The 15,095-nt window shown below is 72.3% G+C and carries 14 protein-coding genes; 8 read left to right on the top strand and 6 right to left on the bottom strand.

The genetic code is table 11. The features are described 5' to 3' along the window. Positions 1 to 78 precede the first annotated feature (78 nt). Positions 79 to 897, top strand: a complete 819-nt coding sequence (gene proC, locus KBX26_RS28575) for a pyrroline-5-carboxylate reductase (RefSeq protein WP_210866818.1) — start codon at positions 79 to 81, stop codon at positions 895 to 897. Positions 898 to 966: 69 nt separating this feature from the next. Continuing rightward, positions 967 to 1,317, top strand: coding sequence for a DUF2203 domain-containing protein (locus KBX26_RS28570; protein ID WP_210866817.1), 351 nt, complete (start codon positions 967 to 969; stop codon positions 1,315 to 1,317). Between the two features lie 243 nt (positions 1,318 to 1,560). On the opposite strand, the gene KBX26_RS28565 is transcribed toward KBX26_RS28570, so the two are convergent. Further along, positions 1,561 to 2,238, bottom strand: a complete 678-nt coding sequence (locus KBX26_RS28565) for a class F sortase (protein ID WP_307857932.1) — start codon at positions 2,236 to 2,238, stop codon at positions 1,561 to 1,563. Further along, positions 2,235 to 3,101, bottom strand: a complete 867-nt coding sequence (locus KBX26_RS28560) for a DUF4397 domain-containing protein (protein WP_247681180.1) — start codon at positions 3,099 to 3,101, stop codon at positions 2,235 to 2,237. Before KBX26_RS28560 ends, KBX26_RS28565 begins: the two co-directional genes overlap by 4 nt. Positions 3,102 to 3,225: 124 nt before the next feature. On the opposite strand from KBX26_RS28560, the gene KBX26_RS28555 reads away from it, so the two are divergent. Continuing rightward, positions 3,226 to 4,827, top strand: coding sequence for a glycosyltransferase 87 family protein (locus KBX26_RS28555; protein ID WP_210866816.1), 1,602 nt, complete (start codon positions 3,226 to 3,228; stop codon positions 4,825 to 4,827). A 28-nt stretch (positions 4,828 to 4,855) separates the two neighbouring features. Here KBX26_RS28555 and KBX26_RS28550 read toward each other — a convergent pair whose 3' ends face one another. Then, entirely contained in the window at positions 4,856 to 5,530 is a 675-nt protein-coding gene (locus KBX26_RS28550; protein WP_030337703.1) for an NADPH-dependent F420 reductase, read from the bottom strand. A 379-nt stretch (positions 5,531 to 5,909) separates the two neighbouring features. Then, positions 5,910 to 6,401 (bottom strand): glutathione peroxidase, encoded by a 492-nt coding sequence (locus KBX26_RS28545; protein WP_030337702.1) that lies wholly within the window; start codon positions 6,399 to 6,401, stop codon positions 5,910 to 5,912. A 167-nt stretch (positions 6,402 to 6,568) separates the two neighbouring features. Between KBX26_RS28545 and KBX26_RS28540 the strand changes: the two genes are divergently transcribed. From KBX26_RS28540 to KBX26_RS28525, 4 genes are all read left to right on the top strand, one after another. Continuing rightward, positions 6,569 to 8,194 (top strand): glycosyl hydrolase family 18 protein, encoded by a 1,626-nt coding sequence (locus KBX26_RS28540; RefSeq protein WP_030337701.1) that lies wholly within the window; start codon positions 6,569 to 6,571, stop codon positions 8,192 to 8,194. A 181-nt stretch (positions 8,195 to 8,375) separates the two neighbouring features. Beyond that, positions 8,376 to 8,885: a nuclear transport factor 2 family protein gene (locus KBX26_RS28535; RefSeq protein WP_210866815.1), complete on the top strand. Its 510-nt coding sequence runs from the start codon at positions 8,376 to 8,378 to the stop codon at positions 8,883 to 8,885. An 87-nt stretch (positions 8,886 to 8,972) separates the two neighbouring features. Then, positions 8,973 to 10,379, top strand: coding sequence for a class II 3-deoxy-7-phosphoheptulonate synthase (locus KBX26_RS28530; protein WP_030337699.1), 1,407 nt, complete (start codon positions 8,973 to 8,975; stop codon positions 10,377 to 10,379). A 57-nt stretch (positions 10,380 to 10,436) separates the two neighbouring features. Next, entirely contained in the window at positions 10,437 to 11,477 is a 1,041-nt protein-coding gene (locus tag KBX26_RS28525; protein WP_051708873.1) for a low specificity L-threonine aldolase, read from the top strand. A 127-nt stretch (positions 11,478 to 11,604) separates the two neighbouring features. Here KBX26_RS28525 and KBX26_RS28520 read toward each other — a convergent pair whose 3' ends face one another. Beyond that, positions 11,605 to 12,471: a deoxyribonuclease IV gene (locus KBX26_RS28520; protein WP_030337697.1), complete on the bottom strand. Its 867-nt coding sequence runs from the start codon at positions 12,469 to 12,471 to the stop codon at positions 11,605 to 11,607. Next, entirely contained in the window at positions 12,471 to 14,459 is a 1,989-nt protein-coding gene (gene pknB, locus KBX26_RS28515; protein ID WP_030337696.1) for a Stk1 family PASTA domain-containing Ser/Thr kinase, read from the bottom strand. The genes KBX26_RS28520 and pknB overlap by 1 nt, the downstream gene beginning before the upstream one ends. Before the next feature lie 187 nt (positions 14,460 to 14,646). Here pknB and KBX26_RS28510 point away from each other — a divergent pair, with 187 nt between their 5' ends. Next, positions 14,647 to 15,036 carry an Rv2175c family DNA-binding protein gene (locus KBX26_RS28510; protein ID WP_030337695.1) on the top strand — a complete coding sequence of 130 codons (390 nt, stop codon included), beginning with the start codon at positions 14,647 to 14,649 and terminating at the stop codon, positions 15,034 to 15,036. Positions 15,037 to 15,095: the final 59 nt, after the last annotated feature.

Raw genomic sequence — 15,095 nt, 5'->3', positions numbered from 1 at the left:
ATCGTCGACGGCGTGGCGGGCCCGCGGGCCCCCCCCCCCCCGCCCCCCCGCGACCCGACGCGAGGGGGTACGGCCGACATGTCCGCCGGAGTGCACACGGTCGCGGTGATCGGCGCGGGCAAGATCGGTGAGCTGATGCTCTCCGGGCTGCTGCGCTCGGGATGGCCGGTGGACCGGCTGCTGGCCACCGCCCGCCGGCCCGCTCGGGCCGAGGAGCTGACAGCCCGTTACGGCGTACGGGTGGTCGACAACCTGACCGCCGTGGACGAGGCGGCGGTGCTCGCGATCTCGGTGAAGCCCCAGGACGCCGCCGCGCTGCTCGACGAGGTCGGCCCCAAGGTGCCGGCCGACAAGCTCGTCATCTCGCTCTGCGCCGGCCTTCCCACCAGCTTCTTCAGCCGCCGGCTGCCCGACGGCACCCCGGTGGTGCGGGTGATGACCAACACCCCGGCGCTTGTCGACGAGGCGATGACCGCGATCTCCGCCGGTGCGTACGCCACCGGGGCGCACCTGACGTTGGCCGAGGAGATGTTCAAGCCGCTCGGCCAGACGATCCGGGTGCCCGAGTCGCAGCAGGACGCGGTCACCGCGCTCTCCGGCTCCGGCCCGGCCTACTTCTACCTGCTGGTCGAAGCCATGATCGACGCGGGAATCCTGCTCGGGCTGCCCCGCCAGGTGGCACACGAGTTGATCGTGCAGACCGCGATCGGGTCGGCGGTGATGCTGCGTGACTCCGGTGAGCACCCGGTCAAGCTGCGCGAGGCGGTCACCTCGCCGGCCGGCACCACCATCTCCGCCATCCGCGAGCTGGAGAAGCACGGCGTACGCGCGGCGCTGCTCGCCGCGCTGGAGGCCGCCCGGGATCGGGCGCGCGAACTGGCGGCACAGGCCGACTGACCGTCCGGACGCGTCACGCCCAGCGGTTGCGGGCACGTCGCGGGGCCGTGCGTGCCGCATACTGGCCGGGTGTTCACACTTGCCCAGGCCCGGCACCTGGTGGCCACTCTGCAACCCCGCGTCGACGAGTTGATCCGGGTGCGGGCTGACCTGACCGAGCTGCGCGCCGACCTGGCCGACCACGGCGTGAGCGCGCTCGGCGGGCTGGCCGAGGTGAAGGCGCTGGAGGCCCGGCTGCACGCCGTCGTCGACGAGCTGCACCAGCACGACATCCAGGTCAAGGGCATCGCCCCGGTGCTGCTCGACTTCCCCGGCGAGCGGGCCGGCCGGGCCGTGCTCTGGTGCTGGTTGGAGGGCGACTCCGACGTGCGCTGGTATCACCGGGCCGAGTGCGGCTTCGCCGGCCGCCGCCCTCTCTGACACCCCCGGCCCTGGCGCCGGGGCCCGCGCGGCCTGCCGTGCTGATCCGCGCCGAGGCGGAGCGAGGCCGCCGGGTTGAAGGCTTGATCCACTCGGGCTCCTGAAAGTCGCGGCATCCGGGCACGCCGGACACCGCGACTTCCTTGAACCCGAGTTGATCACGCGGCGGGCCGGGACCTCGCGGCGCGGGCCGCGGCGGGCCGGGACCTCGCGGCGCGGGCCCATGCCGGCCGGGTGCGCGGCTCAACCCGCCGCGGACGTCGGCAGGACCGGGCCTGCGGCCTCGGTCACCGCGAACACCACGACGTTGTCGACGTAGTGCCCGCGCCGCCGGTCGAAGTCGCCCCCGCAGGTGACCAGGCGCAGCTCCGCCCCGGGCGTCGGCCCGTAGACCACTGCCGTCGGAAACTGGTCCTTGCGGGTACGCAACGACCCGGTCACCCGGAACGGCAACCGCTGCCCGCCGCGCCACACCTCCACCAGGTCGCCGGGCCGCAGCTCACCGAGCCGGGCGAAGACCGCCGGCCCGCGTCGTGAGTCCAGATGCCCGGCGAGTACGGCCGGGCCGGTGTCGCCGGGAGCCGGGCCGCCGCCGTACCAGCCGGCGGTGTCGAAGTCGGTCGGCGGGATCAGCGCGCCCGCGCCGTCCAGGCCCAGCACCGTGAGCGGTGAGTCGACACCGATGTGCGGTACGCGTACCCGCGTGGGTGGACCGTGTGGCGTGGGCGCGGCGGCCACCGACGGGCAGTCGTCGCCGCAGCCGGGGTGCCAGGTCGCGACCGGCGGCGGCGGGTCGGTGGTGGCCAGCCCGACCCCGGTGCTCGCGGCGAGGCAGACCGCCGCGCCGGCCGCGACCAGCGCGGCCAGCGGCACCCGACGGTCACGGTGCCGCCGGATCGACGGGCCCGGCCCGGCGCTCACCAGGTGCTGCGCCGCCGACGCCAGAGCAGCAACGCGACCACCCCGGCCACCGCGGCCAGGCCGCCGGCCACCAGGGGGTACGCGTCGAGCCCGGTGCGGGCGGTGCCCCCGGCGCCGGTGTCCACCCCACCGGCCGGGACGACGGTGCCGCCCTCGGCGTCGCGGCGCAGCTCGGCGGTCAGCCCGCCCTGCTTCGCGTCGAGCACCAGCAGCGAGTAGACAGCGCCGCCGGTGAGCCGCACCTCGGCGTCGGTGCTCGGACCACCGGCACCGGTCAGCTTCAGCCGCCACCTACCCGGCTCGACCTGCTGGTAGTCGGTGGTGGTGGCGAACTGCACCCCGTCGGCGATCTTCGGGCCGTCGGAGGCGGCCACGTCGAGGATCGGGGTCCGCACCGACGCCTGCACGACCCGCACCTTGGCACGCCCGTCGCTGGGGGCGCTGAGGTCGTCGTTGAGCACCCGCAGGCCGAGGTCGGCGTGCCGCCCGACACCGGCCACCGTGAACGCGTCGCCACTGGTCACCGCGACCTCGGTGGTGAGCACCGGGGGATCGCTGGCGGGAGCGCCGGCCTCGCGCATCGCCACCGCGTACCGGCCGGGCGCGAGTTCGAGGTAGTCGGAGACCACGCCGTAGCCGACCCCCGGGAAGACCCGCGGCTTCGCGGTGCCCGGTGCGGCCAGGTAGACGTCAACGGCCGGGGTGTCGGGGGAGAGGTGGGCGAGCCGGACGTATCCGACGGTGTCCGCGCCCGTCGCGGCGACGGCCGGAACACCGACGCCGGCGGCAGCGAGGGCGGTGCCGAGCAGGAGCACGCCGGTGCCGGCCAGCAGTCGGCGGGGGAGGGTACGGGGCATGTGCATGTCGCCTCCGGGGGCACGTTCGGTGAGCGGTTGGCAACCCAGAGAACAGGGTCCCGTGAACGGGACTACGGCGCAAGTTGCCCCAGCGGGTGTTTCTTGGTGCCGTCCCGATTATTCTCGGTCGATGCGGGATCGCCGGGTGGCGCTGGCGTGGGCGGCCTTCGTCGTCGTCGCGCTGGTGTCCTGTGTGCTCGTTCTGCGCCGTCCGGATCGCCTCTCCGACCTGCACATCTACTATGGCGCGCTGGCCGACCTGCACGCCGGTCGGCCGCTGTACGGCTTCGTGGCGGCCAACGGCGGTCCGTTCACCTATCCGCCGTTCGCCGCCCTCGTGCTGGGGCCGATCACCGCCGTGCCGGAGGGCGTCCTGCAGGGAATCTGGTTGGTGGCGACGTGCGCGGCGGTCGTCGCCATCGCCGGGACGGTCGGTGTCGCGCTGACCACCCGGCGGTCCCGGCGACCGCTCGTGGTGGCGGTGGCGGCCACGGTGCTGATGCTCTCCGCACCGGTGCAGAGCAATCTGCGCTTCGGTCAGGTCAGCATCTTCATCGTGCTGATGGCCCTGCTCGACGGGGTGGGCCTGGTCCCGCCCCGGCTGCGCGGGGTGCTGGTCGGGGTCGCCTCGGCGATCAAGCTGACCCCGTTGCTGTTCGTCGTCTACTTCCTCGCCACCGGCCGCTACCGCGACGCGGGCCGCGCCGTGGCGACATTCCTGGCCTGCGCGGGGCTCGCCGGGATCGTGCTGCCCGGCGAGAGTTGGACCTACTGGACCGAGGCCGTCCGGCAGACCTCACGGATCGGCAACCTGGCGTCACTGGGTAACCAGTCCCTGCACGGCATGCTGCTGCGCGTCGGCGTGGACGAGGCGGCGTTGCCAGTGCTCTGGGCCACCCTGGTGGCGTTCGTCTGCGTGGCGGCCCTGCTGCGGGCGCGACAGTTGACGCGACAGGGCCGCAGCGGGCACGCGGCGGTGCTGGTCGGCTGCGCCACCGTCGCCGCGTCCCCGGTGTCCTGGACCCACCACCAGGTGTGGCCGGTGCTCGCGGCGATGCTGCTGATCGGCGCGTCCGGCGTCACCCAGCGGGCGGCCGGGGGAGCGCTGCTGGCCGCCATGGTCGTCTCGTTGGGCGCGGTGCTCAGTCCGGTGTCGACGCGGCCGGGGGTGCAGTTCCTTTTCGAGAACGCCCGCGCGATCGGGGTGCTCCTGCTGTGCCTGGTCGGCTTCGGTGGCGTCGCGGTCGCCGCCGCCCGCCCGCACCGGCGACCGGCGGGCCGACGGGGCTGGTTGCGGGTGGGCGTGACGGCCACCGTGGCTGTCGCGTTCTTCGCGGTACAACCGTTGCCCGCCGGTGCCGACCCGACCTTCAAGGCGTACGCCCTCGACGACGTGGTCAACCCGCGATACTTCTTCGTCTGCCGGGGCCCGGTCGAGTGCGCCGCCTACGGCACGGACGCGCCGGTCACCTTCGGCACCCGGGCCGAGAGGACCAAGGTGCGGGTCAACGGGGTGGTCTCCCCGCAGGTGACCAGGCTGGAATACTTCTCCGCCCCGGGTGGGCCACCCCGGGTCATTCCGCTGCTCGACGCGTACCCGGGGAGCCGGACGTTCTCGTTCCGCTCGGCCAGCATGGCGCAGGGCCGGCTCGTCGCGTACGACGCGGACGGGCGGCCGATCGCCAGCTACGACGACGAACTCGCCGCCGCCCTCCGCGCGAGGAGCCGGTAGGCGGTCGCAGGAGGGCGGCGGCGGTTGGTCAGCGGGTGGCGGCGGCCAGGGCGGCGCGCAGCTTCGCGGCGTCGCCGGTGGCCGGGTGCTCCCAGTCGGTAGGGCTGGCGGAGTAGAGCGTGCCGTACGCCGGAGTGTCCGGCTGGTAGCGCCACCCCTCGGCCAGCGGGCCGACGTCGACCGCGTCGTACCCGATCCGGTCCAGGAAGGCGGTCACCTCGGCCTTCGCGTCGGCGTCGTCACCGGCGATCGCGAGGGCGCTGCGGTCGGCCGCACCGGACGGCCGGGAGAGCGCGGCCAGGCCCTTGAAGTAGATGTTGTTGAAGACCTTGACCACCCGCGACTGCGGCAGGTGCCGCTGCAGCAGCTCACTGCTGGTGATCTCGCCGGAGTCCAGCTCCGGGAAGGCCCCGTCGCGCTGCGGGTAGTAGTTGTTGGTGTCGATGACGACCTTGCCGGCCAGTGGCTCCACGGGCACCGCGCGGTACGCCTTCAGCGGCACGCTGACCACCACCAGGTCACCCACCTGTGCCGCGTCCTGCGCGGTGCCGGCGCTGGCGTGCCCGCCCAGGGCCTCGACCAGGTCGGTGAGGGTCTCCGGGCCGCGCGAGTTGCTCAGCACCACGTCGTAGCCGGCGTCGACGGCAAGCCGGGCCACGGTGCCGCCGATGTTGCCACTGCCGATCAGTCCCACAGTTGTCATGCTCGTTCCCAACTCCGTCCACCCGCGACGCATTCCCGACCAGCCTGGTGGGTTATTCCGGTCACCCCGGCGGGCGGCTGCCCACGGACTCGCTCACCCGGCGGGGGCTGCTCGCGACCTCGCCTTCCCGGCGGGTGCCTGGTGGCGCCGCACCCGTCCTGGACAACGTACTGCTCACGCTGGTCGACGACCGGCTCTCCGGTGACATGCCCCTCTCCGGTGGCCAGCGGTTCGTGCCGGCCGCCGTGCGGTGCCGGCCCGGCCCGGCCCGGCCCGCAAGATCGTGCTCGATCCGGGATGTAGTGGCGTCCGGAAGCCGGGAGGCCACTACATCCATGTTCGAGCGTGATCAGGGCGGCACGCGCGGCGCCCTGGGGTGTCAGGAGGTAGGGAGGGTCTTCTCGATGGCGGTGCGTAGCTCGTCCGAGCCGGGCTCGACGGTGGGGGCGAAGCGGGCGGCGACCGAGCCGTCCGGGGCCACCAGGAACTTCTCGAAGTTCCACCGCACGTCACCGGTGTGCCCGTCGGCGTCCGGAGTCTGCACCAACGCGGCGTAGAGCGGGTGCCGGTCGGGGCCGTTGACGTCGACCTTCTCGGTCAACGGGAAGGTGACCCCGTAGTTGACCTGGCAGAAGTCGCTGATCTCGGCGGCGCTGCCCGGCTCCTGCCCGGCGAACTGGTTGCACGGCACGCCGAGCACCACCAGGCCCCGGTCGGCGTAGGAGTCGGCGAGCTTCTGGAGGCCGGCGTACTGCGGGGTGAGGCCGCAGCGGGAGGCCACGTTGACGACCAGCAACGTCTTGCCGCGGTAGCGGGCCAGGTCGGCGGGGCCGCCGTTGAGGGCGTCGATCGGGATGTCGAAGACGGTCATGGACCGAGGCTACTCGCGGGCCGGGCGTCGGCCGGGTATGGGCGCAGCGTGTGCACTCCGTGCACCAGGAGAAATCGAAACATGCACATCTTGACGAACTGATGACGGCGTGAGTACCGTCTCACCATCTCTTTTGGAAAGTTTCCTAACAGTTCGGGAGACGCCGCATGAAAAGATCGCTCCGCCGAGCCCTCTGGGCCGGTGCCGTGGTCGCCGTGACCGTCGCAGCGGTGCCGGTGACCACCGCGTTCGGCGCCGGCACGGTCACCACCACCTTCACCAAGGCGCAGGACTGGGGGACCGGTCACGAGACGAGGGTGACCGTCACCAACGGGTCCAGTGCCACCGTCACCACCTGGCGCATCGAGTTCGACCTGCCGTCGGGCACCACCATCAGCAGCGCGTGGGACGCCGACGTCACCAGCAGCGGCAACCACTACGTCGCGGTCAAGAAGAGCTGGGCCGGCGGCCTCGCCCCCGGCGCCTCGTTCAGTTGGGGCTACAACGGCAGCGGCGCCTACAAGGCACCGCTGAACTGCACCATCAACGGTGCCGCGTGCGGCGGCGGAACGACCCCGCCCACCACGACCCCGCCGACCACCACCCCACCGACCACGACGCCACCGACCACCCCGCCACCCACCACGCCACCGCCGACCACGCCGCCGCCGAACACCGGTGGCAAGAAGGTCGTCGGCTACTTCGCCGAGTGGGGCGTGTACGCCCGCAACTACCACGTCAAGAACATCCAGACCAGCGGCTCGGCCGCCAAGCTGACCCACATCCTGTACGCGTTCGGCAACACCACCGGCGGTCGCTGCTCGATCGGTGACAGCTACGCCGACTACGAGAAGGCGTACACGGCGGCGGACAGCGTCGACGGCGTCGCCGACACCTGGGACCAGCCGCTGCGGGGCAGCTTCAACCAGCTGCGCAAGCTCAAGCAGCTGAACCCGCACCTGAAGGTGATCTGGTCGTTCGGTGGCTGGACCTGGTCCGGCGGCTTCACGCAGGCCGCGCAGAACCCGGCCGCCTTCGCCGAGAGCTGCTACAACCTGGTCGAGGACCCGCGCTGGGCGGACGTCTTCGACGGCATCGACGTCGACTGGGAGTACCCCAACGCCTGCGGTCTGAGCTGTGACACCAGCGGCCCGAACGCCTTCAAGAACGTGATCAGCGCGCTGCGGTCGAAGTTCGGCTCCAACGCCCTGGTCACCGCCGCCATCACCGCGGACGGCAGCAACGGCGGCAAGATCGACGCCACCGACTACGCCGGCGCCATCGGCAACCTCAACTGGCTGATGCCGATGACGTACGACTACTTCGGGGCGTTCAACGCCCAGGGGCCGACGGCGCCGCACTCGCCGCTGACCTCGTACACCGGCATCCCGCAGCAGGGCTTCAACTCCGACGCGGCGATCCAGAAGCTCAAGAGCAAGGGTGTCCCGGCCAGCAAGCTGCTGCTCGGCATCGGCTTCTACGGGCGGGGCTGGACCGGTGTCACCCAGGCGGCGCCGGGCGGCAGCGCCACCGGCGCGGCACCGGGCACCTACGAGGCGGGCATCGAGGACTACAAGGTCCTCAAGAACACCTGCCCGGCCACCGGCACGATCGCCGGCACCGCGTACGCCAAGTGCGGCAGCAACTGGTGGAGCTACGACACCCCGTCGACCATCAACGGCAAGATGACGTACGCGAACAACCAGGGCCTCGGTGGCGCGTTCTTCTGGGAACTCTCCGGTGACACGAGCAACGGCGAGCTCATCGGCGCCATCAAGGGCGGCCTCGGCTGAGCCGAAGGCCGGCGCACCACCCACACGGCGGGAAGGGACCCGCACCGTCCCTTCCCGCCCGTGACACAGCGGCCCGGTCGACGCCCCGCGTCGCCCGGGCCGCCACCGTTGGGTTCGATCAGCTGGATGTGGCAGACTCGCGGCTCGGCACGTCTCGATCTCAGCGTCGACGGAGGTGATCATGCGCTCGACCCACCGCGGGCTGGCGGCGACCGCCGCCGGGCTGATGCTGCTGCCGGTCGCCCTGGTCGGCTGCGGGATCGGCGGCGGGGACGAGGACGAGTCCGCCGCCAAGCCGGCCCGAGCGCCCGCCGAGGAGGCCACCACCCGCTCCCGCGAGCGCGTGCAGGCGTACCTCGACGCGATGGCGGCCAAGGACGTCGCCGCCGGCCGCAGCCAGCTCTGCGCGCTGCTGCACGACGGCTTCGACCTGGGCGCTACCGGCCCCAACGGTGACTTCGCCGACCACTTCCAGGTGCCCGAGGCGGCCATCACCGACATCCGGTCCGGCCCGCTCGGGCAGGAGGTCAGCGTCTCGGTCTCGGTCACCGCCGGTAAGCGCACCGTTGTCCGGCCGTTGGTGTTCACCGTCACCCGCGACGGCAGCGACTGGTGCATCGCCGGTGAGGCACCGGGTGCCCCGGCCGACAGCGCGCCGCCGGCGAAGGCTCCCCCTACCCCCGCGTCCTGACCAGCGCCCGGCGAATTGATCTCCCATCTGCCGGAACCGTCCCCCTCGCCGCCCGGGCACCGCGACGGTCGCCGTACGCTTTCTGTCATGCGCCATGAGTGGCATCAGCTGAGCCATCCCGCGGTGGGCAGCCCGGGCCTGCAGACCAGCCGTCCGACAGTCGACTCCGCCGAGGACGCCGCGCTCGGCCTGGACCGATGGCGGGAGCTGCCCCGCGAGCAGGTTCCGCCGTGGTCCGACCCGACCGCCGTCGCCGCCGTCTGCAAGGTCCTCGACACCGTGCCGTCGGTCGTCGCGCCCTACGAGGTGGACCAGCTCCGGCAGAAGCTGGCCCTGGTCTGCGAGGGCAAGGCGTTCCTGTTGCAGGGCGGTGACTGCGCCGAGACGTTCGTCGACAACACCGAGAGCCACCTGCTGGCCAACGCCCGCACCCTGCTCCAGATGGCGATCGTGCTCACCTACGGCGCGTCACTGCCGGTGGTCAAGGTCGCCCGGGTCGCCGGGCAGTACACGAAGCCCCGCTCGCTGCCGACCGACGCCCGTGGGTTGCCCGCGTACCGCGGCGACATGATCAACTCGCTGGAGGCCGATCCGGCCGCCCGGGTCGCCGACCCGCAGCGCATGATCCGGGCGTACGCCAACTCGGCCGCGGCGATGAACATGCTCCGGGCGTACCTCGCCGGCGGGCTCGCCGACCTGCACGCCGTGCACGACTGGAACAAGGGCTTCGTGAAGAACTCCCCGGCGGGGGAGCGTTACGAGGCGATCGCCCGGGAGATCGACCGGGCGCTGGCCTTCATCCGGGCCTGCGGCATGACCGACGACGAGGCGCTGCGTACCGTCACGCTGTACTGCTCCCACGAGGCCCTCGCCCTGGAGTACGACCGCGCGCTCACCCGGGTCTCCGACCGGCGCGCCTACGGGCTCTCCGGGCACTTCCTCTGGATCGGCGAGCGCACCCGGCAGATCAACGGGGCGCACATCGACTTCATCTCCCGGATCGCCAACCCGATCGGGGTCAAGCTCGGCCCGACCACGTCCCCGGATGAGGCGATCGAGCTGTGCGAGAAGCTCAACCCGGACAACATCCCGGGCCGGCTCACCCTGATCAGCCGGATGGGCAACCACCGGGTACGCGACGCGCTGCCGCCGATCGTCGCCAAGGTCACCGCTGCCGGGGCCAAGGTGGTCTGGCAGTGCGACCCGATGCACGGCAACACGCACGAGTCGTCCAACGGCTACAAGACCCGGCACTTCGACCGCATCGTCGACGAGGTGCTCGGCTACTTCGAGGTGCACCGAGGGCTGGAGACCCACCCCGGTGGCCTGCACGTCGAGTTGACCGGCGAGGACGTCACCGAGTGCCTCGGTGGCGCCCAGGGCATCGAGGACCTCGACCTGCCCGACCGGTACGAAACCGCCTGCGACCCGCGACTGAACACCCAGCAGTCGTTGGAGTTGGCGTTCCTCGTGGCGGAGATGCTGCGTGGCTGATCTCGCGAGCCCCCGCATGGCTGAGCCTGCGAGCCCCGCAGTCGGCGAACCGAAGGGATGACAGTGGCTGATCTGTTCGTGGACCTGCGGTCCGACACGGTGACCCGACCCACCGCCGGGATGCGGGAGGCGATGGCCGCCGCCGAGGTCGGTGACGACGTGTACGGCGAGGACCCGAGCGTCAACGCGCTGGAGGCCGAGGTCGCCGCGTTGTTCGGGCACGAGGCGGCGCTGTTCGCCCCGAGCGGGTCGATGGCGAACCAGATCGCCCTGCAACTGTTGGTGTCGCCCGGCGACGAGTTGCTCTGCGACGCCGACGCGCACGTGGTCACGTACGAGATTGGTGCCGCGGCCGCGTACGGCGGAATCTCCTCGCGGACCTGGCCCGCGGTGGGCGCGGACATCGACCCGGAGGTGGTGGCCGGGATGATCCGGCCGGACGGCTACTTCGCCGTTCCCACCCGGGCGATCGCCGTCGAGCAGACCCACAACCGGGGCGGCGGTGGGGTGATTCCGCTGGCGACTCTGCGGGATCTGCGCGGGGTCGCCGACGAGGCGGGGGTCGCGCTGCACTGCGACGGCGCCCGGATCTGGCACGCGCACGTCGCCGACGGGGTGCCGCTGATCGAGTACGGCCGGCTCTTCGACACGTTGTCGGTGTGCCTCTCCAAGGGCCTCGGCGCGCCGGTCGGCTCGCTGGTGGTGGGCAGCGCCGAGAAGATCGAGCGTGCTCGGACGATCCGTAAGCGGATGGGCGGTGGCATGCGCCAGGCCGGCGTCCTCGCCGCCGCCGGTCGGTACGCGCTCGCGCAGCACATCGACCGGCTGGCCGACGACCACGCGAAGGCGGCCCGGCTCGCCGAGGCGGTCGCGCCGTTCGGTGTGCTGGCCACGACGGTCCGTACCAACCTGGTCGCGCTGGACCTCACCAAGCACACTCTGGACGCGCGGGCCCTGGCAGCCGCGGCACGGGCCGAGGGTGTCCTCATCTCGGTGCTCGGCCCCCGTACCGCCCGCCTGGTCACCCACCTGGGCGTCAGCGACGCGGACATCGACCGCGCCCTCGCGGCCCTACCCCGCATCCTGGCCAACGCCTAACCCCACCCAACCAACCCCCACCCCACCGCTCACCTCGGTGATCAAGAGGTTTGCGTCAGATTCCGGCCCCCGGATGACGCAAACCTCTTGATCAACCAGGTGCGGTTCCCGGTGGGGTCAGGTGGGGTTACTGGGGGGTCAGGCGGGTGAGGGTGGTGATGTCGGCGGCGTGGCCCACGTGCTTCTCGCTGGGGGTTTCCACGACGGTCGGGACGCCGGCGGTGGCCGGGTGGGCCATCAGCTCGGCGAAGGCCGGCTCACCGATGGTGCCCTTGCCGATGTTCTCGTGCCGATCCCGGGTGGAACCGCACAGATCCTTCGAGTCGTTGGCGTGGACCAGCCGCAGCCGGTCCGCACCGACAGTGGCCACCAGGGTGTCCAGGGTCGCCGTCATGCCGCCCTCGGCCGCCAGGTCGTGACCGGCCGCCCAGGCGTGGCAGGTGTCGAAGCAGACCCCGAGCATGGGGTGCCGGTCCACCGCGTCCAGGTAGGGCCCGAGCTGCTCCACCCGGGAGGCGAGTGACCGGCCTCCACCCGCGCTCGGCTCGACCAGCAACATCGGCCCGCCAGCGTCGGCGGTCCAGTCGAGCAACGGCAGCAACACCTCGCGAACCTGTCGCATCGCCGCCTCGGCGTGCCCCTCGTCCACCGAACTGCCCGCGTGGAACACCACCCCGCGCGCGCCGATCGCCACCCCCCGACGCAGCGCGTGCGCCAGCGTCTGGGCCGACTTCTCCACGGTGGCCGGGGTGGGCGAGCCGAGATTGACCAGCAGCGCGGCGTGGATGAACGCGGGAATGCCCCGCTCGGCGCAACCGTCGCGGAACAGGGCGTCCTGCCCGGGGTCGCCGTTGGGCAGTGCCCAGCCTCGCGAATTGGAGACGTAGACCTGCACCACCTGCGCACCCGTCACGTCGGCGTACGGCAGGGCGGCCTTCGCCAGCCCACCCGAGGTCGGAGTGTGCGTGCCCACCGGCCGCGAGATCGTCGGCATCAGAAGCACGTCAGGGTGACCGGGGTGCCCGGAGCCACCTGCTGGTTCTCGCCCGGGATCTGGATCCGGACCACGGCGTTCGGGTTGATCGCCACCGTCACCGGGAACCCCTGGCCCTCCAGCGCCTGCTTGGCCTGCTGGCAGGGCAGGTCCACCACCCGCGGCATGGCGATCAGCGGCGGCCCCTTGCTGACGTCCAACTTGACCTGGGTGCCCTTCTCCACGCCGGCGCCATCGGCCGGGCTCTGCCCGAGGATCTCGTCCCTCGGCTTGTCGGAGTCCTTGTAGTTCTCCACCAGCACCAGGTTGAGCTGGGCCAGGGTCGTCCGGGCCTCGGTCAGGCTCTTGCCGACCAGGTTCGGCACCGTCACCGGCGCCCTGCCCCGGCTCAAAATGAGGGTGACCTTCGTCCCTGGCTTGACCTCGGCGCCCACCTTGGGGGAACTCTCCACCACGACGCCGGCCGGCAGGCTGTCGTCGTAGCGGGGGGTGCCCTTGGCCACCACCAGCTTCGCGTTGAGCAGGTCCGCCTCGGCGAGCTCGAACTCCTTGCCGATCACGTCCGGTACGGGGAAACGCTCCGGGCCCAGCGAGAGGGTCAGGGTGATCGTGCCACCCTTGACGATCTTGGTTGCGGACGCCGGATCCTGCCCCAGCACGCTGTCCTTCGGGGCCTTCTCGTCGAAGCGCGGCTCGGCGTACTCGAGGACGAGCCCGGCGCGGTCGGCCTGTGCCTGCGCCTCGGCCTTGCTCAGGCTCACCAGCTGCGGAGCGTCCGTGTAGCGACCGACGCCGAACCACCAACCACCGATCGCGGCCACCAGCCCCAGCGTCACCACCACGGCCGCGACGGCCAGTCGGCCACGCGGGTGGTTCAGCACCGTGGTGCGCAGCGCGGCGAGCCGGGCGCCCAGGCCCTCGGCGGGCTCCGGGGCGGCCCGACGCCGACCCGGCCCCTGGCTGCTGGCCCCCTCGGGCAGCCGTGCCCAGGACGGGCGGTTGGGCGGCTGGACCGTCGCGACCATCATGGTCGGCTGGGAGAGCAACGGTTCGTCGCTGACCGGGCGGAGCACGGCGGTGTGGCTGTTGGCGTCGCCCAGCCGATCCCGGGCAACCTGCACCTCGGCCAGCAGAGCGCCGGCGTCCGCGGGCCGGGCGCCGGGGTCACGCCGGGTGGCCCGCTGCACCAGGTCGTCGAGGACCGACGGCAGGCCCGGCACCAGCGTCGAGGGCGCCGGCACGTCCCGGTCGACGTGCTGCCAGGCGACGTCCACCGGGCGGTCCCCGTCGTACGGCACCCGGCCGGTGAGCATCTCGAACAGCACGATGCCGGCCGAGTAGACGTCGGTGCGCGGATCGGCGCGGCCCTCGGTGACCAGTTCCGGGGCGACGTACGCCACGGTGGCCATCAGTTGGTTGCCCTGCTCCTCGTCGGCGCTCGCCTCGACCGCCCGGGCCAACCCGAAGTCGGCCACCTTCACGACGCTGTCGACCAGGTTGGCGACGCCACCGGTGGGCGCCTCGGCGACCAGCACGTTCTCCGGTTTGACGTCGCGGTGTACGAGACCCGCCCGGTGCGCGGCGGCGATCGCGGCGAGCATCTGCTCGGTGATGGCCAGCGCCTCGTCCGGGTTGAGTCGGCGGCGCTCGGCCAGCACGTCGCGCAGCGTGCGGCCACGGACGTACTCCATCACCAGGTACGGCAGACCGGCGTGGGTGCCCTGGTCGTAGACCGCCACCACGTTCGGGTGGGTCAGCCGGGCGATCGTCTTCGCCTCGTCGGTGAACCGGGCCACGAAGTTGGCGATCCTGGCGCGCGCCTCGCTCGCCTGGGTCGGGTGAATGATCTTGACAGCGACGGTGCGCTCAAGGCGCTCGTCCGTGGCGGTGTACACGGTCGCCATGCCACCACGGGCCACGCGACCGCGAATGCGGTAGCGCCCGTCGATCAGCGAGCCCAGCAACGTGTCGGCGACCTGAGTGTCCATCGGCAGGGAGTCTATGTGTCCAGGGGGCTAAGGATGAACAGGATGCTACAGCCGTACGCCGGCCCGGGCCGTCCGGCCGCGCGGTGTGCCCCTTGTTCGCTGGTCAGGGGCGCTCACGAGAGCGTGTGCCGACGGGTCGCCGGGGTGCCGGTGGCTCGCCGCGGCGGCGGCGTGGCAGGGTGGTCGGGTGACCGAACCCGTACCCGATCAGGCCGCGCCCGGCCTGGAGCTCGCCGGACCCACCGACCCGGCCGGCTGGTTGACCCTGCCCGACGTCGCGGAACGCCTCGACGTGTCGATCAGCAAGGTGCACCAGATGATCCGTGACCGGGAGCTGTTGGCGGTCCGCCGCGACGGCGTCCGCCGCATCCCGGCGGACCTGGTTGCCAACCAGACCGTGCTCAAGCACCTGCCCGGTGTGCTCAACCTGCTCGCCGACAACGGCTACGACGACGAGGCCGCCCTGCGCTGGCTCTACGAGCCGGACGACACCCTGCCCGGCTCCACCCCGGCCGCCGCCCTCTCCGGCGATCAGGCCCGCGAGGTAAAACGCCGAGCCCAAGCCCAAGGCTTCTAACCCCACCCTGCCCCCGCCCCGCCCGGCCCCCCGCCGCCCCCAGCCCGCGTCCCCCGAGG

Origin of the sequence: Micromonospora sp. C97, from assembly GCF_018070385.1 — a bacterium.
Classification (GTDB): domain Bacteria; phylum Actinomycetota; class Actinomycetes; order Mycobacteriales; family Micromonosporaceae; genus Micromonospora; species Micromonospora parva.
This window is presented reverse-complemented; position numbering and strand designations above follow the sequence as displayed.